Below are 19,405 nucleotides of genomic sequence, written 5' to 3' on the forward strand. Positions count from 1 at the left end.
GTCGACGGCGTCAACATCCTCACCGGCGAGGATGTCGTGGACGACACCTGGGAGCCGGAGATGCAGGAGCTGACGACGTCGATCGAGCGGCTGGAGCGGTCGCGGCGCGTGGACGACGGCGTGGTCGAGGAGCGTCCCGAGTACGCGCACATCGTCGTGGACGAGGCGCAGGACCTCTCCCCCATGCAGTGGCGGATGCTCGGCCGCCGGGGCCGCCAGGCCAGCTGGACCATCGTCGAGGACCCGGCCCAGAGCGCCTGGGAGGACCTCGACGCCGCCCGCCAGGCCATGGAGGTCGCGCTCGGCGGCGAGCGTCCCGCGTCGCGGTCCCGGAGCCGCCGCGGGCGCCGCACCCCCGCCCGCAAGCCCGCGCCCGCCCGCATGCGGCACGAGTACGAGCTCACCACCAACTACCGCAACTCGACCGAGATCGCCGCCGTGTCCGCGCGGGTGCTGGCCTACGCGCTGCCCGAGGCCCGCCCGGCCCGCGCCGTCCGCACGTCCGGCATCGAGCCGGTGGGGCGGGTCGTCCCGGAGCCCGGCCTGCCGGCCGCCGCGCGGGACGCGGCCGAGGAGCTGCTGGGCCAGGTCGAGGGCACGATCGGCGTGATCGTCCCGCAGTCCCGCGACGAGTCCGGCACGCAGGCGTCCCTGTTCGACGAGCCCGTCACCGCCTGGACCGCCGCCGACCGCGACCGGCTCGCCGCGGGACTGCCGGACCGCGTCCAGGTCCTGGACGTCCTGGAGGCCAAGGGCCTGGAGTTCGACGCGGCGGTGATCGTCGCGCCCGAGACCGTCGCGGCGCAGTCCCCGCGCGGCCTGCGCGTCCTGTACGTGGCCGTGTCCCGGGCGACGCAGCGGCTCACCGTGCTGACCGCCGACCCGCAATGGCGCGACCGCCTCTTCGCGGACTGAGCCCTCCCGCGCCCGGGTTAGGCTGACGCTGCCCCATTCGCACGGGTGGATGGAGATCGATGAGCGGTCGGAATCCCGCGCCCAGGCGGAGTTACGGTGGCCGTTCCGCCGAGGAGCGGCGGGCCGAACGGCGGGAGCGCCTGCTGGCGGCCGGCCTCGACCTGTTCGGCACGCGCGGGTACGCGGCCACGTCCATCGAGCGGCTGTGCGCGACCGCGAGCGTGTCGACCCGCAACTTCTACGAGGAGTTCTCCGGCCGCGAGGAACTGCTCACCGCGCTGCACCGCACCATCAACGAGCGCGCCTCGCGCGCGCTCGCCACCGCGTTCGCCGAGGCCGCCGGCGCCGATCTCGTGACCCGGGTGGAGCGGGCGGTCCGCGCGTTCCTCACCGTCACCGCCAGCGACCCGCGCTGGGCGCGGATCGCGTTCGTCGAGGTCATCGGCGTGAGCGCGGGCCTGGAGCGGCACCGGCTGAGCTGGCACGGCCAGTGGGAGGACGCGCTGCTCGCGATGACGAGCGAGGCCGTCGGCCAGGGCGAGGCCGTCGACCGCGACTACCGGCTCACCGTGATCGCGATCATCGGCGCCGTCAACAACCTCGTCCACCACTGGTCCGCCCGCGACCAGGCCATCCCCCTCGACGAGATCACCGCCGAGATGACCCGCCTGATCGTCGCCGCCGTCACGCGCCCCTAGATGATCGGGGGCCGTCCCGTGCGGGTCATGCGCCACGCGGTGCGGTACGAGATGGGGCGGCGCGGGCCCGCCGGTTTGCGCCAGCCCTCCGTGAAGCCCTTGAACCAGGGCTTGAGCGCGCTCGGCTTGCGCTCGCGGAGCAGGGTCATGCCGACCCACACCGCGAGGTAGGTGAGGGCGAGGGGCCACGGGAGGTTGCGGCGGGCCAGCCAGACGCGGTTGCGGGCGTTGTACCGGTAGAACATGTCGTGCCGGGTCGGCAGGACGGCGGGGTGGAACATGACCGCCGAGGCGTCGTAGACGATCCGGTACCCGGCGTTGAGGATCTGCCAGGCGAGATCGGTCTCCTCGTGCGCGTAGAAGAAGTCTTCGGGGAGGCCGCCGCCGGCGTCGAACGCGGTGCGGCGGATCGCGCAGGCGCCGCCGAGGAACGTCGTGACGGCGGAGGAACGTTCCGGGTCACCGGCCCGCAGCCGCGGCACGTGGCGGCGCTCGCCGCGCCCGCCCTCGGGGTCGCGGACGCGGAACGAGATCACGCCGAGGTCGGGTTCGGCGGAGAACCGGTCGCGCAGGTAGGTGCCGAGGCGGGTGGAGCGGTACCAGCCGTCGTCGTCCAGGAACAGGACGACGTCGCCGCAGGACGCCGCCACGCCCCGGTTCCGCCCGGCGGGGATGCCGACGTTCTTCGGGAGGGCGAGGGTCTTGATGCGCTCGTCGTCGAACGGCGCGACGTCCGCGCGGTCGCCGACGGGGTCGACGCCGTTGCCGACGAGGACGACCTCGACGTCCACGTGCTCCTGCTCCAGGGCGCTGCGGACGGCGCGGGCCAGCTCGTCCGGACGGTTCCCCATGGTCAGCACCACGACGGACAACTTCACTTCAGCCTCCGCGAGGCCAGGATGCTGACCAGGTGCAGCACGGTCTGCAGGACGGCGACCGCGGCGACGGCGACCATCAGCACGCGCACCACGACGGGCCCGTCGGTTCCGAAGAGGGTGTCGAGCACGGCGGCGGCGAGGATCAGCAGCGACAGCTCCACCGCGCCGATGATGCGGTGGAAGCGCAGCATGGACGCGGCCTGCCGGGCGAGGGCCATGCGGGTGGAGCGGGGGCGCAGCGCCCGGTCGCCGCCGGACGGGTCGGCGGGCAGCCCCGACTTGGCCCGCGCGACGACGACGTTGTCGGTCTCCGCCTTGATCAGCGCGGCGCCGAGCGCGGCGACGAGGCCGAGCTCGGCCCAGCCGCCGTTCTCCCAGCCGCCCTGCGCCATGAAGCCGAGTCCGATGAGCAGCGACACCTCGGACAGATAGTGGCCGATGCGGTCGAGGAACACCCCGGCCACGGACGTCTGCCGCAGGTAGCGGGCGACCTCGCCGTCCACGCAGTCGAGCAGCAGGTAGACCTGGATGAGGACGGCGCCGGCGAGGGCCGTCCACAGCGGGGAGACGGGCAGCGACACCACGACACCGGCGGCGACGCCGCTCAGCATCATCAGGTAGGTGAGCTGGTTCGGGCTGAACCCGAGGCGCAGCGAGACCCACGCGACGTACGGGGACAGGTCGCGCATGTAGAGGCGTCCGGCCCAGTGCTCCTCGTTGCGCCGGTCCTTCAGGCCGGGCGGCTGCCCGTACCGGCGGATGTCGGCGACCGAGGCGCCCTTGCGATCCGGGCGGCGGTCGTGGCCCGCCGGTCCGCCGCCGGAGGGCTCGCTGCCGGAGGGCCGGGGGTCGCCGGAGGGTTCCGGGGAGCGGTTCCGGCCGGGGAGCTCAGCCTCCATGGGCCTGGACATACTCTTCCACCGCCTTGAGGGTCGCGCCCTTGTCGAGGCCGAGATATTCCAAGATCGTATAGCGGCCGGGGCGGGTCTGCGGGGCGTGGCAGACGGCCTCGGCGAACTGCTCGACCGACAGCCCGATGTCGGCGGGGAACCGCGGCAGGCCGTGCCGGTCGAGGCAGGTGAGGATCTCGGCCAGCCGGTCCGCGCCGGAGCCGAGATGGGTGGCGCGCAGGTGGTAGCAGAACGCGGCGCCGATCCCGGCCAGCTCGCCGTGGTTGGCGGTGCCGGGGAAGAGCTGGTCGATGGCGTGCAGGATCTCGTGGTCGCCGCCGCTCGCCGGGCGGGAGTCGCCGGCGAACGCCATCGCCATCCCGGACAGGACGAGGCTCTCCGCGAGGACGGTCAGGAACCGGTCCGACTCGATCGACGCGGGCTGGTGCAGCAGCGCCTCCGCGGCGGTGCGGGCCACGGTCAGCGCCATCCGGTCGACGCGCTCGCCGCATTCGTCGGCGGCGAGCAGCCAGTCGTCCACGGCGGAGAAGTTGCTCACCACGTCGCCGATCCCCGCGCGGACGAGGCGGGGCGGCGCGGCGTGCACGTAGTCGAGGTCGACGATCATCGCCAGCGGCATCACGACGCCGAACGAGCCCTTGCCCTTGTCGTGGACGAGCGAGGCCACCGGGGAGCAGATCCCGTCATGGGACAGGTTCGTCGCGACCGACACCATCGGGATGCCGGACAGCGTCGCCGCGTACTTGGTGGCGTCGATCGTCCGGCCGCCGCCGATCCCGACGACGGCCTCGTACGACCCGGCGCGCAGCCTGGCGCCCAGGCCGACGGCGGCGTCGACGCTGCCGTCCGCGACCCGGTACACCTCGCAGGCCGACAGGGTCTCGCGGACGTGCTCGGCGATCTGGTCGCCCTGCCCGGGGCCGACCGCGATCGCGACCCGCCCCTCGGTGACGATCCGCTTGTCGGCGAGCAGTTCGCCGAGGCCCGCGACGGCACCGCGCCGCACATCGATGGACAGCGGCGCGTTCAGCATCCGCGTCAGCAGGGGCATGAGCCTCCTCGCTCGGGTCGCGCTTGCGGTCAGTAGCCCTTGGCGATCCGGCGGGCCTTCTCCAGGTCGTCGTGGTTGTCGACCTCGACCCACTCGACGTCGCCGATCGGGGCGACGCCGATGCGCCCGCCCCGGTTCACGTGCTCCTGGTAGCCGTCCTCGTAGTAGAGGTCGGGGTCGCGCTCCCAGGTGGCCTTGAGAGCATCGGCGAGCGGCTCGGCGGCGGCGGGCTCGATGAGGGTCGCGCCGATGTACTCGCCGTTGGCGGTGGACGGGTCCATCAGCTTGGTGATGGTCTTCAGGTGCCCCTCACCGTCGAGGATGACCTTCATCTCCTCGTCGGCCAGAGTTTTCACATCGTCCACCGCCAGGAGGATGTCAGGCCCGCGGTGCGCCAATAGTGTCTTCTCCACGCTCACCGGATGGACCGTGTCCCCGTTCACCATGAGGACGCCCTTGGAGAAGTGTTCCCGAGCCAGCCACATGGAGTAGGCGTTGTTCCACTCCTCGGCCTTGTCGTTGTGGACGAGCGTGATGGACACGCCGTACCGCTCCTCCAGCCCGGCCTTGCGCTCCTCGACCGCGCCCGCGCGGTAGCCGACGACGATGACGACGTCGGTCAGCCCGACCTCGGCGAAGTTGCGGAGCGCGATGTCGAGGACGGTCGTCGCGCCGTCCGCGTTCTCGACCACGGGAACGAGGGCCTTGGGGAGGGTGTCGGTGTACGGCCGCAGCCTCCGGCCCGCGCCCGCCGCCAGCACCATGCCGATCATGCTTTGCCTCTCTCTTCATTGTGGGGGCCGCCCCCCACACCCCCGGACAACCGCTCCCACGGGTCGACGATCACAGGGGTGTCGCGGCCATGCCGCGTCCACGTGAGGACGCACTCACTGCCGAACAACACGCCAAGGTAGGCTGCCAGGGCCGCGTACGCGAACGGGAGGAACCCGGACAGGCCCGCGAGGGCCACGAGCAGCGTCCGGCCCTCCCAGCCGAGCCCGGCCAGGACGACCCACTCCTGCGGCCGGGCCCCCCGGCGGACACGGCACATGGTGTCGTAGTGATGGAGCGCGAGCACCGCGATCAGCACGTAGACGAGCGGTGCCGACACGGAGTGCGCGAACCCCAACACGGCCAGGTAACCATACTCGATCCCGCGGAAGATGGGCGGTGCGAGCCAGTCCAGCCGCCCGCTGTGCGGATGCGCGGAGGACGGCCCGATCAGCAGCAGGACGACGAGCGGGGCGAACAGCGCCGGGACCGGTCCGCCGTCCGCGCGCAGGGCCAGCAGGAGGCCCGTCGCGGCGGCGGCCAGGACGGCGGCCGGCAGCGGCGGGAGCCGTCCGGCGGCCATCCGGCCGAGCGCGCGGGACGTGGGGCCGTCGTCCCGGAAGGCCCACAGCGTCCTGGTGGTCTGCGCGGCCCTCATCGCACGAGGGACCTTGCCGTGCGTCCGGCGAGCGCGACGGTGGCGGCGGCCGAACCCCACGCGAGGAGCACGGCGAACGTCGGGCGGGCACCGGCGACGGCGGCCGTGACCGAGACGAGCGCGAGCCGCTCGCCGGGCGGCAGCCCGAGCCCCTTCCCGACCCGCCGCAGCACGCCGCTTGCGTTGGGGGTGCGCCGGCGGGTCGCCGCGTACGAGGCGTCCATCATGTCCCTGACGGACACCAGCGCCACCACACCCGCCGCGGCCCACCACAGGTTCACGCCGGGGAGGGCGGCTCCGGTCGCGCCTGCCGCCAGGCCCGCGTACACCGTGAACTCCCCGGCCCGGTCGAGGACGCCGTCCGGCCGGAAGGTCCCGCAGGCGAGCGACGCGCACAGCAGCAGCGCCCCGGCGATCAGGCCGCCGCGGGTGCCGTCGGAGAACCACACGGCGGCGAGCACGGCGAAGGCCAGCGAGATCGCCGATACGGTGTCCGGCGTGGTGGCAGGGGCGCTGCCGTCGTGCACGGCTTCCACCGCCTCCCGCCGGTCGATCGCCGGATGGTCCAGTAGCGTTAGCGTGACCGGCCGACAGCGCAGCGGCGCGAGGAGCATCGGGCCTCCGGCCGGTCGGGACAGCTAAGGGCAGAGTGCACAGCGTAGTGTCCCGATGACCGGGTGTCGTGGAAAATCGAGGAGAGATGGCGACGCGGACGGTTGCGGTGGTGCTCGCCGGCGGGGTCGGCGCGCGGCTGGGCGCCGGGCGCCCCAAGCAGCTCGTGGAGGTCGGCGGGCGGCCGATCCTGGCGCACGCGGTCGGCGCGTTCGACGCGCATCCCGGCATCGGCGAGGTGGTGGTCGTGATGGCGGCCGGGCACCTGCGGGCGGCGGCCGCGATCGCCGCGCCGTTCCGGAAGGCGGCGGCCGTGATCGAGGGCGGCGACACCCGGACCGCGTCGACGGTCGCGGCGCTGCGCGTGCTGGACGGCCGTCCCGACGACACCCGGGTCCTGTTCCACGACGCGGCCCGCCCGTTCGTGGACGCCCCGGTCATCGACCGCGTCCTGGACGCGCTGGACGCCCACGACGCCGTCGCGGTGGGCGTGCCCTCGTCCGACACTATCGTCGTCGTCGAGGACGGGCTGGTCGTCTCCATGCCGCCGCGCGAGACGATGAGCCGGTTCCAGACGCCGCAGGGGTTCCGGCTCGGCACGATCCGCAAGGCGTACGAGCTGGCGCTCGCCGACCCGGAGCTGCGCGCGACCGACGACTGCGGGATCGTGCACCGCTACCTGCCGGACGTCCCGATCCGGGTCGTCGCGGGCAGCGAGCGCAACCTCAAGGTCACCCAGCCCCTCGACGCCGTCGTCGCCGAGCATCTCGCCACCACCGAGGACATCCCTTGATCTTCGAGCGCACGCCCACGGTCATCGGCCACCGCGGTTACGGGTCGGGCGACCTCACGCCGCCGGGCGCGGCGGCGCCCGTCGCGGAGAACACGCTCCCGTCGCTGCTCGCCGCCGTGGAGGCGGGGCTGAGCTGGGTCGAGATCGACGTGACGCGGACGGCCGACGACGATCTCGTCCTGCGGCACGACCCCACGACGTCCGAGGGCGACTACGTGGTCGAGCTGGCGGCCACGGCGAGCGGGCTGCCCCGCCTCGCGGACGTCTTCGACGCGCTGCCTCCGGGCGTCGCCGTGGACGTGGACGTCAAGACCGTCCTGGAGGACGCGGTGGACGCCCCGTCCCGCCGCACCGGCGCGCTGCTGCCGCCGGTGCTGAAGCGGGAGGCGGAGCGGCGCAGGCTGCTCGTCACGTCGTTCGACCCGTCGCTGCTGGCGTTCCTGCGCGACGAGCTGCCCGGCGTCCCGCTGGGGCTGCTGGCGTGGCTGCGGTTCCCGCTGTGGCACGCCGTCCCGGCCGCGGCGGGCCTCGGGCTGGACGCCGTCGGCGTGCACACCGGGTCCTGCGGCATCGAGCATCCGGACACGCGGCTGCGCCCGCTGGAGCACTGCGTGGACGTCGCGCACAAGGCGGGGCTGGAGACCGTCGTCTGGTGCCCCACCGCCGAGACCGCGCCGGGCTACGCGGCGGCCGGGTTCGACGCGATGGTCGTCAACGACGTCCCCGGCGTGCTCGCGGCGCTCTGAATCTCAGCGGTTGCCGCCGTACATGCGGGTCCAGTCGCCCGGCTCGTCGTCATCGTCCGACCCGCTCCTGGAGGAGGACGGCGTGGGGCTCTCAGACGCAGGTGACGCAGGCGGCGCGGCCGGTAGCGGCGGCGGGTTGGACGCGGCGGGCGCCTGGCCGTACTGGGGCGTCCCCTGCCAGGGCGGCGAACTCTGCCCCGGAGCCTGCGGGGCCTGCGGCGGGTGCGGCCCTCCGATGACCGGCGGAACGCCGTGCATGGGGGGCGGTCCCATCGGCGCGGGCGGCGGCGCCCCGTACCGGGGCGCGGTCCTCGCCCCGGCGCGCGCCTGCCAGCGCGACGGCGCGACGGACGCCACCACGAGCGCGACGCCGAGCATGAGGAAGATGCCGAAGGGCCCGAGCGTGATGTATCCGTACTCGAGTTCCCGGGGGAGGGTGTCGCGCCCGCTGTGCTGGATGGTCCAGCGCGGAGCCAGGATCCAGAGCAGGCCGATGACCCCGTAGGCCGCGCCGGGGATCAGCGAGGCCAGCGGCGACACCCGCGACCCCGCCACCAGCCCGATGAGCACGGCGGCGACGAGGATCACGCCCCCGCCGATCCACCGGTCCTCGCCGCCGTTGCCGTAGAAGGTCCGTATGAAGAAGCCGAGCCGCGTCGTCCCGTACATCAGGCAGGCGGCGATGATCGGCGTCACGACCAGGCCGATCAGCGCACCTAGGCCGTGGCGTGCTCCGTTGGACATGGCCACCCTCCAAACCGGGTCGGCGGCGAGATCCCGCCAAACCTAACCCTGAGACGGCCGGGAAGGCACGCCGGTTCGGAGGCGATTTGAGAATTCCGCCCGCTATTGAACGGATTCGCCCGGTTTGACCGGTGATGGCTGGCCCAGCCGCGGCGGGCTCGTCAGGAAGCCGACGCCCCAGGTCACGTGCATGGTCGCGAACACCAGCGGCAGCCGCACCCAGGCGGACAGCGGCAGTCCGCGCCCCTCCACGACGGCCCCGCCGATCATCGCGGCGGCGTACCCGCCGGGCACGATCCAGCCGGGCCAGAAGCCGAACGCGCCCGCGACCGCGCCCGCGGCCATCGCGACCACGGCGATGGGCGGCGCCAGGTAGCGGAAGTTCAGCGTGCCCTGGTGCTCGCGCCCGACGACGCGCCGCCAGCGGCCCGTGTGGAAGTACTGCTTGGCGAGGGCCCGCAGGTTGGGGCGCGGGCGGTAGGTGACCCGCATCCGCGGCGTGAAGAACACCCGGCCGCCGGTCTGCCGGATGCGGTGGTTCATCTCCCAGTCCTGCGCGCGGGTGAACGTCTCGTCGTAGCCGCCGACCCGGTCGAGGGCGCTGCGGCGGAACGTCCCGAGGTAGACGGTCTCGACGTCGCCCGCCTCGCCGCCGGTGTGGAAGCGGGCGTTGCCGACGCCCAGCTTGGACGTCATCGCCCGCGCGACGGCCTTCTCGAACGCGGTGATGCCCTCGGCCGCCATGATCCCGCCGACGTTGTCGGCGCCGGTCTCCTCCATCGTCTCGACCCCGGCGCGGACGTAGTCGGCCGGGAGCAGCGAGTGCCCGTCCACCCGGACGATGATCGAGTACTGCGAGGCCTTGATCGCGATGTTGAGGCCCTGCGGGGTGCGGCCGGTCGGGTTCGCGACGACCAGCACCCGGGGGTCTTCGGCGGCGAGCTTGCGGGCGATCTCCTCGGTCCGGTCGCGGGACGGCCCGACCGCGAGGACGAGTTCGAGCTCGCCCGGGTAGTCCTGGGTCAGGATGCCGCGGACGGCGTCGGCAAGATGCCGCTGCTCGTTGAGGACCGGCATCACCACCGACACCGCCGGCCAGGTCCGTTCACCGGAATCGCTGCGGGGCTTCACTGCGTGCTGTGTTTCCTGCTTCGTTTCCTGCTGCGTGGCGCTCTGGGCATGGGGAGACGGGTTCATATCGGCTCGCGGGGCGCGGTGTGGGCAAGACGGCGCCACGTTACTGCACGGACACGAGGTCCAGGTAGCGAACGGACGGGTGTCCCCCACTTTAGAGTGGTGGGGATTCGCGGCAGAACGACGTCTTCGGGAGGCGGCGGGCGGCATGGCAGACGGGTACGACTCGGGTCGCGGCGCGGGCGACCCGCCGGACGCCGACCCGCTGGAGCGCTATTTCCGGCCGCGCCCCGGCGGGGCGGGGGCGGGGCCGGCACCTTCGGCGGACGGCGACATCGAGGGCGTGACCATCGAGGGGATGCCCGCACCCCGCGTCTCGGTGGAGGGCCCGCGCGGCCCGCGCCGGCCGGGACGCGGGCTGAGCCCGCGGGCGGCGATGAGCGCGCGGCGGCAGAAGCGGTTCCTGACACTGACCGGGGCGATGTCGGCGGTCGTCCTGCTCACCTCGGGCGGCGCGTGGGCGTTCCAGAACTACGTCACCGGCCTGATCGACGAGGTGTCGGTCGGCGGGCTCGGCCGCGGCAAGGACGCGCCGAAGGGCGCGATGACGATCCTGGTCGCCGGGGTCGACCGGCGCGACGGGCTGACGAAGGCGCAGCAGAAGGCGGCCAAGCTCGGGCACCAGCCCGGCGAGCGGTCCGACACGATGATGCTGGTCCACATCTCCCGCGACCACGACAGCGTGTCGGTGGTGAACCTGCCGCGCGACTCCTACGTCACGATCCCGGCGCACAGGTCGAACGGGTCGGAGGGGCCGAAGGGGGCGCGGATCCCGTCCCGTCCGGGCAAGCTGACCTGGGCGTACCAGTTCGGCGGGCCCGATCTCACGGTCAGCACCGTCAAGCGCGCGACGGGCGTGTCCATCGACCACTACGTCGAGGTGAACTTCTACGGGTTCGTGCGCATGGTGGACGCGCTCGGCGGCGTGGACGTGTGCACCGAGAAGCCGATCAACGACCCGAAGAGCGGGCTCCGGCTCCCCGCCGGGAAGTCGCACGTGGACGGGCTGCAGGCGCTCTCGTTCACCCGCGCCCGCTACACGCTGTCGGACGGCAGCGACCTCGGCCGCATCGACCGGCAGCAGCAGTTCATGGCCTCGATGATGAAGCAGGCGCTGTCGACGAAGACGCTCAGCGACCCGGTGAAGTCGACGCGGTTCCTGAAGGCGTCGCTGAAGTCGCTGCGCGTCGACTCGGAGCTGGCCGACAACCTGCCGAAGCTCGCCGAGCAGATGAAGGATCTGAAGACCGACGACCTGACGTTCGCGAAGATCCCGCTCGCCAATCCCGGGTACAACGCCGTCCTGTGGAACACGCCGGCGCCGCAGTCGGTCGTCCAGTGGGACCAGGGCAAGGCGCGCGACCTGTTCACCAGGATCCGGCGGGACCAGCCGCTCGACGAGCACACGAAGAAGCCGAGCGCGACGCCGACGCAGAAGCCCGAGGACCGGCTGACCGTGCCGCCGGACGACATCTCCGTCCGCGTCCTGAACGCGATCGGCACGCGGGGCCTGGCGACGAAGGCGGGCGGGCAACTGCGGGAGCTGGGCTTCCGCACCACGGTCGTGCCCGGCGTGGCGCGCCGCGGGCTGCAGACGACGCAGATCCAGTACGGCCCGGAGGGCGCGGAGGCCGCGAAGACCCTGGCCGCCGCCATCCCGAACGCCAAGCTGAAGCGGATCGACGCGCTCGGGTCGAGGCTGCAGGTCATGGTCGGCGCGAACTGGTCCGGGGTGGAGAAGGTCGAGGCGGGCGGCGCCGGTGCGTCGCCGAGCGCCGCTCCCACCGGCGGCATCGACACCGACACCGCCACCCAGAAACTCTGCGGCTGACCCTGATCTAGAATGGGTTTCTAGATCCGAAGGGAGCCCTATGACCGACGACGTGCCCGCCGAGTCGTTCTACGAGCCGCTCGGCGGCGGGCGGTTCGCCGGCACCCCGGCGACGGCCGGCCCCTGGTCCCCCGAACTCCAGCACGGCGGACCGGTGGCGGGCCTGATGGGGCGGGCCTTCGAGCGGCACGAGCCCGTCCCCGGGACGCGGGTCGCGCGGGTGACGGTCGAGATCCTCAGCCCCGTGCCGGTGGCGGCGCTGGACGTCGCGGTCCGCGTCGTCCGGCCCGGCAGGCGCATCGCCTACCTCGAAGGGGAGATGAGCCACGAGGGCCGTACGGTCGTGCGGGCGAGCGCCTGGCGGATCATGGAGGCGCCGTACCGTCTGGAGCCCGTCGTCCACGCGCCCGCGCCGCCGCCCCTCCCGGACCTCACTCCCCCGTTCGAGCAGTGGCACGACCTGCACGTCCACGGCTATCTCTCGGCGATGGAATGGCGTCCGGTCGCGGGCTCCTTCGGCGAGCCGGGCCCCGGCACGGCGTGGGCGCGGTCCCGGATCCCGCTGGTGGCGGGCGAGGCGGACACGCCGCTGGTGCGCGCGCTGACGCTGTCCGACAGCGCGTCCGGCGTCGGCAGCCAACTCGACCTCGGCAAATGGCTCATCATTAACACGGACCTGACGGTGGCGCTGCACCGCGACCCCGCGGGCGAGTGGCTGTGCCTGGACGCGTCGCTGGACGCGAGCCCCGGCGGAAGCGCGCTGTGCGTCGCGACGATGGCCGATTCGTCCGGGGAATTCGGGCGCGTCCTGCAAACACTTCTTGTCGACGAACGGCCGTTTGCGTAGAAAACCCGCGGCGACACGCCGCATCGCTCCGTGTTCTGGATCGAACACTGTGGGTAACAATCGATGGTGACAGAGAGTAGTCACTCGTCAGGAGCTCACAGAATGTCGACAAGCAAATTCGGCCTGCTCACGACGACCGCCGCGCTGGCGCTCACCGCCTCCATAGGCACCGCAAGCGCCGCCCTCGCCGCACCGCCGCCGTCCCCGCCGGACGCCGGCAACGCGTCCAACTCCGAGCCCGCGCCGGATGCGGAAGCGGCAGCACCAGGCGTCCAGACACAACCGAACGACCAAAGTCCGCCGGCGGCGCAGACACCGCCGGACGCACAGAACCAACCCGAAGCGCAAAACCAGCCGAACGCCCAGGCGCCGGACCTGGAGGAAGCCGCTGCGCCTGGCAGGCCGGCCGTCCAGCCCGTCAAGCCCCGCACGAAGCCGGCCGCCAAGCCCGCGGCGAAGCCCGCCGCCAAGCCGGCCGCCGAGCCCGTCGCCAAGGACGGCACCAATCTCGAGGCGTGTGCGGACGCGCGGTGCGAGGTCCAGGTCAAGGACGGCCAGGAGATCGCGTTCGACCGGAAGTTCGGCGTCGGGCCGATCCGCGTCGACGTCCAGGGAAGCCAGGTGACCTTCACCACGAGGAGGGGTGGCTCGTACTCGAGGTCGTCCACCGACGCGTCCACACCGGGCTCGATGACCTCCTACAACGGCCTGACCCTGAGCCCGCGCATGGCGAAGGACGGCAGCATCATCCTCAAGATCTCCCACGCCTGACCGGGGAGACGGGGAAGCAACACCACAGGGTGGTGGCCGCGGGCCACCACCCTGTCGGCTGTCGCCGTACCATTCGGGCAGGTGCACCGCTCCCGTTTACCGGCCAGTACACTGCCGCGGTCGATGCACTGACCCGCCCGCAGCGGGCACCTGTTCAAAGAGGCCGCTAGTCGGCGACAGCGAAATGCGAGAGGAGCAGGCCCTTGTCCTACCGGCTGACGGTCATCGGAATCGGGTACCTCGGCGCCACCCACGCGGCCTGCATGGCCGACCTCGGCTTCGAGGTGCTGGGGCTCGACGTGGACGAGGAGCGCATCGCCCGCCTCGCGGCCGGTGACCTGCCGTTCTACGAGCCCGGGCTGGAGCCGGTGCTGCGCCGGGGGCTGGAGAGCGGGCGGCTGCGGTTCACCTCGTCGTACGCGGAGGCGGCGGAGTTCGGCGACGTCCACTTCCTGTGCGTCGGCACCCCGCAGAAGGCCGGGGAGTACGCGGCCGACCTCTCCTACGTGGACGCCGCCATCTCGTCGCTGGCGCCGCTGCTGCACCGGCCGTGCCTGATCGTCGGCAAGTCGACCGTGCCGGTCGGGACGGCCGCGCGGCTCGCCGAGACGCTCGCGAAGACGGCCCCGGCCGGGGGCGACGCCGTCCTGGCGTGGAATCCCGAGTTCCTGCGGGAGGGCTTCGCCGTCCACGACACCCTGCACCCGGACCGGATCGTCGCCGGGCTGCCCGCCGACCAGGGCGCCGCCGAGCACGCCGAGAAGGCGCTCCGCGAGGTCTACCGGGCGATGCTCGCCGCCGGCACCCCGTTCATCACCAGCGACTACGCGACCGCGGAGCTGGTGAAGGTGTCGGCCAACGCGTTCCTCGCCACCAAGATCTCCTTCATCAACGCGATGGCGGAGGTGTGCGAGGCCGCGCACGCCGACGTGACGAAGCTGTCGGAGGCGCTGTCCTACGACGACCGCATCGGCGGCAAGTTCCTCGGCCCGGGCCTCGGGTTCGGCGGCGGCTGCCTGCCGAAGGACATCCGCGCGTTCATGGCGCGCGCGGGCGAGCTCGGCGCCGACCAGGCGCTCACGTTCCTGCGCGAGGTCGACGAGATCAACATCCGGCGCCGGATCCGGATGGTGGACCTCGCCCGCCGGCTGCTCGGCGGCTCGTTCGCCGGGCGGACGGTCGGCGTGCTCGGCGCCGCGTTCAAGCCGAACTCCGACGACGTCCGCGACTCGCCCGCGCTGGACGTGGCGGCCTCGATCCGCGCCCAAGGCGCGCGGGTGACGGTGTACGACCCGCAGGCGATGCGGAACGCGCGCCGGGCCCAGCCGAGCCTGGAGTACGGCGACTCGGCCCTGTCCGCGGCGCGCGACGCCCATGTCGTGCTGCTGCTGACCGAGTGGGCGGAGTTCCGGGACATGGACCCGACCGCGCTCGCCGAGGTCGTCGCCGAACGCAACATCGTGGACGGGCGCAACGCGCTCGACCCCGAGCGGTGGCGCGCCGCCGGCTGGAACTACCGGGCCCTGGGACGTCCCTGAAAACCCCTGGTAGGGAAGTAAAGGCGCAGGAAGGCCGTTGTCGTGGACATGGTTGATCCCTTCGCCGACCAGGACGTGATCCGGCGGCTGCTGAACGAGTCGAAGACGTGGGCGTTCGTCGGGCTCGGCGACAACCCCGAACGCGAGGTCTACACCCAGGCGCGGCTGCTGCAGGAGCGCGGCAAGCGGATCATTCCCGTCCACCCGGCGGCGCAGGAGGTGCACGGCGAGCGGGGGTACGCGTCGCTGGCCGAGATCCCGGACGCCTCGGAGGTGGACGTCGTCGGCGTCTACCGGCGCACCGAGCACGCCGGGCAGGCGGTGGACGAGGCGATCGCGGCGGGCGCGAAGGCGGTGTGGCTGCCGCTCCAGGTGATCGACGAGGCGGCGGCGCGGCGCGCGAGGGACGCCGGGCTGGACGTCGTCATGAACCGGTGCCCGGCCGTCGAGTGGGCCCTGCGCCGCTGACCTGCGACCCTGCGGCCTTGCAGCCTGCGCCGCTGGCCTGCGCACCTGTGACGCGGGCGGCGCTCCGGGACGCTCAGATCCCTTCTCTGAGCCGTACGCCCTTCGCCTTGGCCTGCCCGTAGAGATCCCGCTGGAAGACCGTCATCTTGGCGCGCAGATCCTCGTCGGACGCGGCCAGGATCCGGACGGCGAGGAGCCCGGCGTTGCGGGCGCCGCCGACCGAGACGGTCGCGACCGGCACCCCGGCGGGCATCTGGACGATCGACAGCAGCGAGTCCATCCCGTCGAGGTACTTCAGCGGGACGGGCACGCCGATCACCGGCAGCGGTGTCACCGAGGCGAGCATGCCCGGCAGGTGCGCCGCGCCGCCCGCGCCCGCGATGATCACGCGTAGGCCGCGGCCCGCCGCGTCCTCGCCGTAGGCGATCATGTCGTGCGGCATCCGGTGCGCGGACACGACGTCCGCCTCGTACGGGACGCCGAACTCGGCGAGCGCCTCGGCCGCGTCCCGCATCACCGGCCAGTCCGAGTCGCTGCCCATCACCACGCCGACCAGCGGCCGCGGCTCCGTCATCGCCGTTCCTCCCGCTCCTTCATCTCGGTGCCCCACCGCAGGTAGGCGGCGGCGTGGCGGGCGCGCTCGCGGACGTCCGCGAGATCGTCGCCGAGCGCGGTCACATGGCCGATCTTGCGGCCGGGACGCGACTGCTTGCCGTACATGTGCACCTTGACGGCCGGGTCGTGCGCCATCACGTGGATGTAGCGGGAATAGACGTCCGGGTCGTCGCCGCCGAGAACGTTGGCCATGACCGTGTACGGGGCGGTGGGCTCGGTGGACCCGAGCGGCAGGTCGAGGACGGCGCGCAGATGCTGCTCGAACTGCGAGGTCCGGGCGCCCTCGATCGTCCAGTGCCCGGAGTTGTGCGGGCGCATCGCCAGCTCGTTGACGAGCAGGCCCTCCGGGGTCTCGAACAGCTCGACGGCGAGGAGGCCGACGACGTCCAGCTCGGCGGCGACGGCCAGCGCGAGGCGCTGCGCCTCGGCGGCCACGCCGGCGGCGAGGCCGGGCGCGGGCGAGATCACCTCGACGCAGATCCCGCCCTCCTGGACGGTCTCCACGATCGGGTACGCGGCGCCCTGCCCGTACGGGGAGCGCGCGACGAGCGCGGCCAGCTCCCGCGTGAACGGCACGTGCTCCTCGACCATCAGGTCGACGCCCTGGGACACCAGCTCGCCGATCAGCTCGGCGCCCGCGCCGTCGAGGGCGTCCAGCACCCAGACGCCCTTGCCGTCGTAGCCGCCGCGGGTGGCTTTGATCACAAGGGGGAGGCCGTGATCGCGGGCGAAGCGCTCCAGCGTCTCCAGCGGCGCGGACCCCGGCACGTGCGCGTACGCCGGGCACGGGACGTCCATGGCGGTGAGCCGCTCGCGCATGACGAGCTTGTCCTGCGCGTGGGCGAGCGCGGCCGACCCGGGGCGGCACGGGACCCCGGAGGACTCCACCTTCTGGATGTGCGGTCCCGGGACGTGCTCGTGGTCGAAGGTCACGACGTCGCAGCCCTGGGCGAACGATAGAAGATCGTCGAGGGACCGGTCGTCGCCGATCCGGGCGTCGGAGACGACCTTGGCCGCCGAATCGTCGGCCGACCCGGCGAGCACGCGCAGCGACACGCCGAGGGCGATCGCGGCCTGCTGGGTCATCCGGGCCAGCTGGCCCCCGCCCGCCATGCCCACCACGGGCCCCACCACGGGTTTCGCTGGATTCGTCACGTCAGAAAGGCTATCGGCCGGACGATGCGAACGAACCGCCCAGCCCCCGCGTCGAAAGCGGTGTGTGTGGAGGTCGGGGTTATGGGCATGGAACGCTCGGACGGCGTGAAACGTTCATGTTCCGACGTCCCACGGGCCGCATGCGTCTATCCTCGTGATGCTCCCGCAGTAGCCGCCGCGCAGGCCGCGGCGTACAGACGAAGTCCGGAAGGACGGTTCCCCTTCGTGAGCCTGGTCGCCAAGATCCATCGGCAGTTCGCGCACCTCGTGCGGGAGCTCGCCAAGTTCGGCAGCGTGGGCGCGATCGCGTTCGTCATCACCGTCGTGATCGGAAACGCCCTGAACACCGGGCTCGGGGTGGGGCCGCTGACGTCCAACGGCGTGGCGACGATCGTCGCGACGACGTTCTCCTACCTGGCCAACCGCTACTGGACGTTCCGGCACCGCGACCGCACCGGGCTCGGCCGCGAGTACGCCCTGTTCTTCGGCCTGAACGGCGTCGGGCTGGTCATCACGGAGCTGTTCATCGGGTTCACGCACTACGTCCTGAAGCTGGACGGCCCGATCTCCTACAACGCCTCCCTCGTCGTCGGGACGGGCGTGGCGACGCTGTTCCGCTTCTGGTCCTACAAGAAGTGGGTGTTCCTCCCGGCGACCGCGCCGCAGATCGACCCGGCGTCCGGGCTCCCGGAGGCACCGCCCGCCGACCCGGCCCCGGAGGGCCCGGGCGCGCACCGCGCGAACGGCGACCGCCCGGCGCCGTCCCCGCGGCTCGGCCACCCCCTCGACCGGGCCGCCGAGGACTACGCCGAGATATAGGCGGGCCGGCCGGGCGAGCCCCGCGATCACGCGGGCCCCATCACCACCCGCTCCGCAGCGAGGCGGGCCTCCGCGGCCTGGCGGAGGAAGACCCCGAACACGGCCGGACGCGACTGGATCAGTTCGAGCCGCCCGCCGTCCACGATCGCGAGGGAACGGGCCAGGTAGAGCCCGAGCCCGGTGCCCCGGCCGCCGCTGACGCTCCGCTCGAAGATCCGCGGCTCCAGCTCGGGCGGGATGCCGTTGCCCTCGTCGCCGACCTCGACGACCACACCGCTGGCGCCCGGCTTGGTGTGGATGGTCACCGTCCCGGCGCCGTGCATCAGCGAGTTGTCCAGGAGCGTCGCGACGATCTGGGAGAGGCCCTCGGGGTTGGTCATCCCGACGAGGCCCTGCTCGCCGACGATCCGCACGTCGCGCCCGTCCCGCCGGAAGATCGGCCGCCACTCCTCGACCTGCTGCGCGATGATCTCGTCGATCGGCGCGGCGACCGCGCCGCCGGTGCGGTCGTGCCGGGCGCGGGCGAGCAGCTGCTCGACCACCGCGACGAGCCGTTCGGCCTGCGTGACCGCGGCGGCGCCCTCCTCACGGACGACGTCGGGGTAGTCGGCCGCCTCGATCATCTCCTCCAGCCGCATGGACAGCGCGGTCAGCGGCGTGCGGAGCTGGTGGCTGGCGTCGGAGGCGAACTCGCGGCTGGAGGCGACCAGGTCGGCGATGCGGACCGCGCTGCGGTCTAACACCTCCGCGACCCGGTCGACCTCGGGGATGCCGTAGCGGCGGCGGCGCGGCCGGGCGTTGCCGGTGCCGAGCCGGTCGGCGGTCTCGGCGAGGTCGATCAGCGGCAGCGTCAGCTTGCGGGCCTGGACCATCGCCAGGCCGACGGTGACGGCGACGCCGAGCAGCGCGAGGCTGGCGATGAGCAGCATCAGCCGCAGCGCGTCGGCGCGGACCTCCGCCTCGGGCCGCGACACCCGGACGCGCACCGCGCCGTCCGTCTGCGTGCCGGTGAGGACGGGCCCGCGCCGCGGTGGTCCCGCGGTGAGCGTCCGGCCGTCCGGCAGCGTGATCGAGATGTGCCGGCCCGGGTACTCCCGCGCGATCATCTCGCCGGTGACCGGCCGGCGCGTCTCCAGGCTGAAGCCGACGCCGCCGGCGATGGAGGACGCCTCGCGGTACAGCGACCGGCCGGCCTCCTCGTAGACGAGCTTGTGTGCGGCGTAGGCGAGGGGTATGCCGAGCGACAGGATCGCGACCACCGCCACCGCGAGCGTCGACAGGAGGAGTCGGCGCCTCATCAGGGGCTCCTTCGAGGGTGGGGCCGCGGACCGTGCGGCACGTCACCCCGGGGGCCTCTCGGGAAGGCCCCCGGCGTGCCGCACGCCCGCGG

Annotated in this window: 21 protein-coding genes; 10 read left to right on the top strand and 11 right to left on the bottom strand. The window is 72.9% G+C overall.

Annotation, left to right across the window (positions count from 1 at the left end; translation table 11 throughout):
* Positions 1-915: ATP-binding domain-containing protein (locus E1264_RS05995; RefSeq protein ID WP_165964030.1), on the top strand; the 915-nt coding region annotated here is incomplete at its 5' end.
* A 59-nt stretch (positions 916-974) separates the two neighbouring features.
* Positions 975-1,613, top strand: a complete 639-nt coding sequence (locus tag E1264_RS06000) for a TetR/AcrR family transcriptional regulator (RefSeq protein ID WP_132170400.1) — start codon at positions 975-977, stop codon at positions 1,611-1,613.
* Here the strand turns inward: E1264_RS06000 and E1264_RS06005 are convergent.
* The 6 genes from E1264_RS06005 to E1264_RS46205 are packed head-to-tail and all read right to left on the bottom strand — an operon-like array spanning position 1,610 to position 6,496.
* Positions 1,610-2,464, bottom strand: coding sequence for a glycosyltransferase family 2 protein (locus tag E1264_RS06005; RefSeq protein WP_132170486.1), 855 nt, complete (start codon positions 2,462-2,464; stop codon positions 1,610-1,612). The genes E1264_RS06000 and E1264_RS06005 overlap by 4 nt on opposite strands.
* 23 nt (positions 2,465-2,487) lie before the next feature.
* Positions 2,488-3,390 (bottom strand): CDP-alcohol phosphatidyltransferase family protein, encoded by a 903-nt coding sequence (locus tag E1264_RS06010; RefSeq protein WP_165964031.1) that lies wholly within the window; start codon positions 3,388-3,390, stop codon positions 2,488-2,490.
* Complete coding sequence (locus tag E1264_RS06015; protein WP_165964034.1) at positions 3,380-4,435, bottom strand: iron-containing alcohol dehydrogenase family protein; 1,056 nt, start codon at positions 4,433-4,435, stop codon at positions 3,380-3,382. Before E1264_RS06015 ends, E1264_RS06010 begins: the two co-directional genes overlap by 11 nt.
* Positions 4,436-4,482: 47 nt before the next feature.
* Entirely contained in the window at positions 4,483-5,226 is a 744-nt protein-coding gene (locus E1264_RS06020; RefSeq protein WP_132170406.1) for a phosphocholine cytidylyltransferase family protein, read from the bottom strand.
* Entirely contained in the window at positions 5,223-5,882 is a 660-nt protein-coding gene (locus E1264_RS46200; protein WP_207935743.1) for a DUF5941 domain-containing protein, read from the bottom strand. The genes E1264_RS06020 and E1264_RS46200 overlap by 4 nt, the downstream gene beginning before the upstream one ends.
* Positions 5,879-6,496, bottom strand: a complete 618-nt coding sequence (locus E1264_RS46205) for a DUF5941 domain-containing protein (protein ID WP_132170408.1) — start codon at positions 6,494-6,496, stop codon at positions 5,879-5,881. The genes E1264_RS46200 and E1264_RS46205 overlap by 4 nt, the downstream gene beginning before the upstream one ends.
* 86 nt (positions 6,497-6,582) lie before the next feature.
* Between E1264_RS46205 and ispD the strand changes: the two genes are divergently transcribed.
* Positions 6,583-7,287 (top strand): 2-C-methyl-D-erythritol 4-phosphate cytidylyltransferase, encoded by a 705-nt coding sequence (gene ispD / locus E1264_RS06035; protein WP_132170410.1) that lies wholly within the window; start codon positions 6,583-6,585, stop codon positions 7,285-7,287.
* Positions 7,284-8,033, top strand: a complete 750-nt coding sequence (locus E1264_RS06040; RefSeq protein ID WP_132170412.1) for a glycerophosphodiester phosphodiesterase — start codon at positions 7,284-7,286, stop codon at positions 8,031-8,033. Before ispD ends, E1264_RS06040 begins: the two co-directional genes overlap by 4 nt.
* A gap of 3 nt (positions 8,034-8,036) precedes the next feature.
* Here E1264_RS06040 and E1264_RS06045 read toward each other — a convergent pair whose 3' ends face one another.
* Both E1264_RS06045 and E1264_RS06050 read right to left on the bottom strand, forming a co-directional pair.
* A complete protein-coding gene (locus E1264_RS06045; RefSeq protein ID WP_132170414.1) occupies positions 8,037-8,777 on the bottom strand; it encodes a hypothetical protein in 741 nt (246 codons plus the stop codon).
* 102 nt (positions 8,778-8,879) lie between these two features.
* On the bottom strand, positions 8,880-9,908 hold the full coding sequence (locus E1264_RS06050; protein ID WP_279489919.1) for a glycosyltransferase family 2 protein: 1,029 nt from the start codon (positions 9,906-9,908) through the stop codon (positions 8,880-8,882).
* 211 nt (positions 9,909-10,119) lie between these two features.
* On the opposite strand from E1264_RS06050, the gene E1264_RS06055 reads away from it, so the two are divergent.
* The 5 genes from E1264_RS06055 (at position 10,120) to E1264_RS06075 (ending at position 15,426) form a co-directional block, all read left to right on the top strand.
* Positions 10,120-11,802 (top strand): LCP family protein, encoded by a 1,683-nt coding sequence (locus E1264_RS06055; RefSeq protein ID WP_132170418.1) that lies wholly within the window; start codon positions 10,120-10,122, stop codon positions 11,800-11,802.
* A 40-nt stretch (positions 11,803-11,842) separates the two neighbouring features.
* A complete protein-coding gene (locus tag E1264_RS06060; RefSeq protein ID WP_132170420.1) occupies positions 11,843-12,649 on the top strand; it encodes a thioesterase family protein in 807 nt (268 codons plus the stop codon).
* A 102-nt stretch (positions 12,650-12,751) separates the two neighbouring features.
* The gene (locus E1264_RS06065; protein WP_132170422.1) at positions 12,752-13,420 is read left to right on the top strand and encodes a hypothetical protein; all 669 of its coding nucleotides are present in this window, start codon (positions 12,752-12,754) and stop codon (positions 13,418-13,420) included.
* A 203-nt stretch (positions 13,421-13,623) separates the two neighbouring features.
* On the top strand, positions 13,624-14,958 hold the full coding sequence (locus E1264_RS06070) for a UDP-glucose/GDP-mannose dehydrogenase family protein (RefSeq protein ID WP_132170424.1): 1,335 nt from the start codon (positions 13,624-13,626) through the stop codon (positions 14,956-14,958).
* Between the two features lie 48 nt (positions 14,959-15,006).
* Entirely contained in the window at positions 15,007-15,426 is a 420-nt protein-coding gene (locus E1264_RS06075) for a CoA-binding protein (protein WP_132170488.1), read from the top strand.
* A gap of 73 nt (positions 15,427-15,499) precedes the next feature.
* Here the strand turns inward: E1264_RS06075 and purE are convergent, their stop codons facing one another.
* Both purE and E1264_RS06085 read right to left on the bottom strand, forming a co-directional pair.
* Positions 15,500-16,000 (bottom strand): 5-(carboxyamino)imidazole ribonucleotide mutase, encoded by a 501-nt coding sequence (purE, locus tag E1264_RS06080; RefSeq protein ID WP_132170426.1) that lies wholly within the window; start codon positions 15,998-16,000, stop codon positions 15,500-15,502.
* A complete protein-coding gene (locus E1264_RS06085) occupies positions 15,997-17,196 on the bottom strand; it encodes a 5-(carboxyamino)imidazole ribonucleotide synthase (protein WP_279489922.1) in 1,200 nt (399 codons plus the stop codon). The genes purE and E1264_RS06085 overlap by 4 nt, the downstream gene beginning before the upstream one ends.
* Positions 17,197-17,421: 225 nt before the next feature.
* Here E1264_RS06085 and E1264_RS06090 point away from each other — a divergent pair, with 225 nt between their 5' ends.
* A complete protein-coding gene (locus E1264_RS06090) occupies positions 17,422-18,015 on the top strand; it encodes a GtrA family protein (RefSeq protein WP_243710777.1) in 594 nt (197 codons plus the stop codon).
* 26 nt (positions 18,016-18,041) lie between these two features.
* Here E1264_RS06090 and E1264_RS06095 read toward each other — a convergent pair whose 3' ends face one another.
* Positions 18,042-19,313: an ATP-binding protein gene (locus E1264_RS06095; RefSeq protein WP_132170430.1), complete on the bottom strand. Its 1,272-nt coding sequence runs from the start codon at positions 19,311-19,313 to the stop codon at positions 18,042-18,044.
* Positions 19,314-19,405: the final 92 nt, after the last annotated feature.

The sequence above is a fragment of the Actinomadura sp. KC216 genome (assembly GCF_004348535.1).
In the GTDB taxonomy this organism is placed as follows: Bacteria; Actinomycetota; Actinomycetes; order Streptosporangiales; family Streptosporangiaceae; genus Spirillospora.

Bases quoted from the DNA above. Each gene is read 5' to 3' on its own strand.
- E1264_RS06000 (WP_132170400.1), top strand. From the start codon at position 975: ATGAGCGGTCGGAATCCCGCGCCCAGGCGGAGTTACGGTGGCCGTTCC.
- E1264_RS06005 (WP_132170486.1), bottom strand. From the start codon at position 2,464: ATGGGGAACCGTCCGGACGAGCTGGCCCGCGCCGTCCGCAGCGCCCTG.
- E1264_RS06010 (WP_165964031.1), bottom strand. From the start codon at position 3,390: ATGGAGGCTGAGCTCCCCGGCCGGAACCGCTCCCCGGAACCCTCCGGC.
- E1264_RS06015 (WP_165964034.1), bottom strand. From the start codon at position 4,435: ATGCTGAACGCGCCGCTGTCCATCGATGTGCGGCGCGGTGCCGTCGCG.
- E1264_RS06020 (WP_132170406.1), bottom strand. From the start codon at position 5,226: ATGATCGGCATGGTGCTGGCGGCGGGCGCGGGCCGGAGGCTGCGGCCG.
- E1264_RS46200 (WP_207935743.1), bottom strand. From the start codon at position 5,882: ATGAGGGCCGCGCAGACCACCAGGACGCTGTGGGCCTTCCGGGACGAC.
- E1264_RS46205 (WP_132170408.1), bottom strand. From the start codon at position 6,496: ATGCTCCTCGCGCCGCTGCGCTGTCGGCCGGTCACGCTAACGCTACTG.
- ispD (WP_132170410.1), top strand. From the start codon at position 6,583: ATGGCGACGCGGACGGTTGCGGTGGTGCTCGCCGGCGGGGTCGGCGCG.
- E1264_RS06045 (WP_132170414.1), bottom strand. From the start codon at position 8,777: ATGTCCAACGGAGCACGCCACGGCCTAGGTGCGCTGATCGGCCTGGTC.
- E1264_RS06055 (WP_132170418.1), top strand. From the start codon at position 10,120: ATGGCAGACGGGTACGACTCGGGTCGCGGCGCGGGCGACCCGCCGGAC.
- E1264_RS06060 (WP_132170420.1), top strand. From the start codon at position 11,843: ATGACCGACGACGTGCCCGCCGAGTCGTTCTACGAGCCGCTCGGCGGC.
- E1264_RS06065 (WP_132170422.1), top strand. From the start codon at position 12,752: ATGTCGACAAGCAAATTCGGCCTGCTCACGACGACCGCCGCGCTGGCG.
- E1264_RS06075 (WP_132170488.1), top strand. From the start codon at position 15,007: ATGGTTGATCCCTTCGCCGACCAGGACGTGATCCGGCGGCTGCTGAAC.
- purE (WP_132170426.1), bottom strand. From the start codon at position 16,000: ATGACGGAGCCGCGGCCGCTGGTCGGCGTGGTGATGGGCAGCGACTCG.
- E1264_RS06095 (WP_132170430.1), bottom strand. From the start codon at position 19,313: ATGAGGCGCCGACTCCTCCTGTCGACGCTCGCGGTGGCGGTGGTCGCG.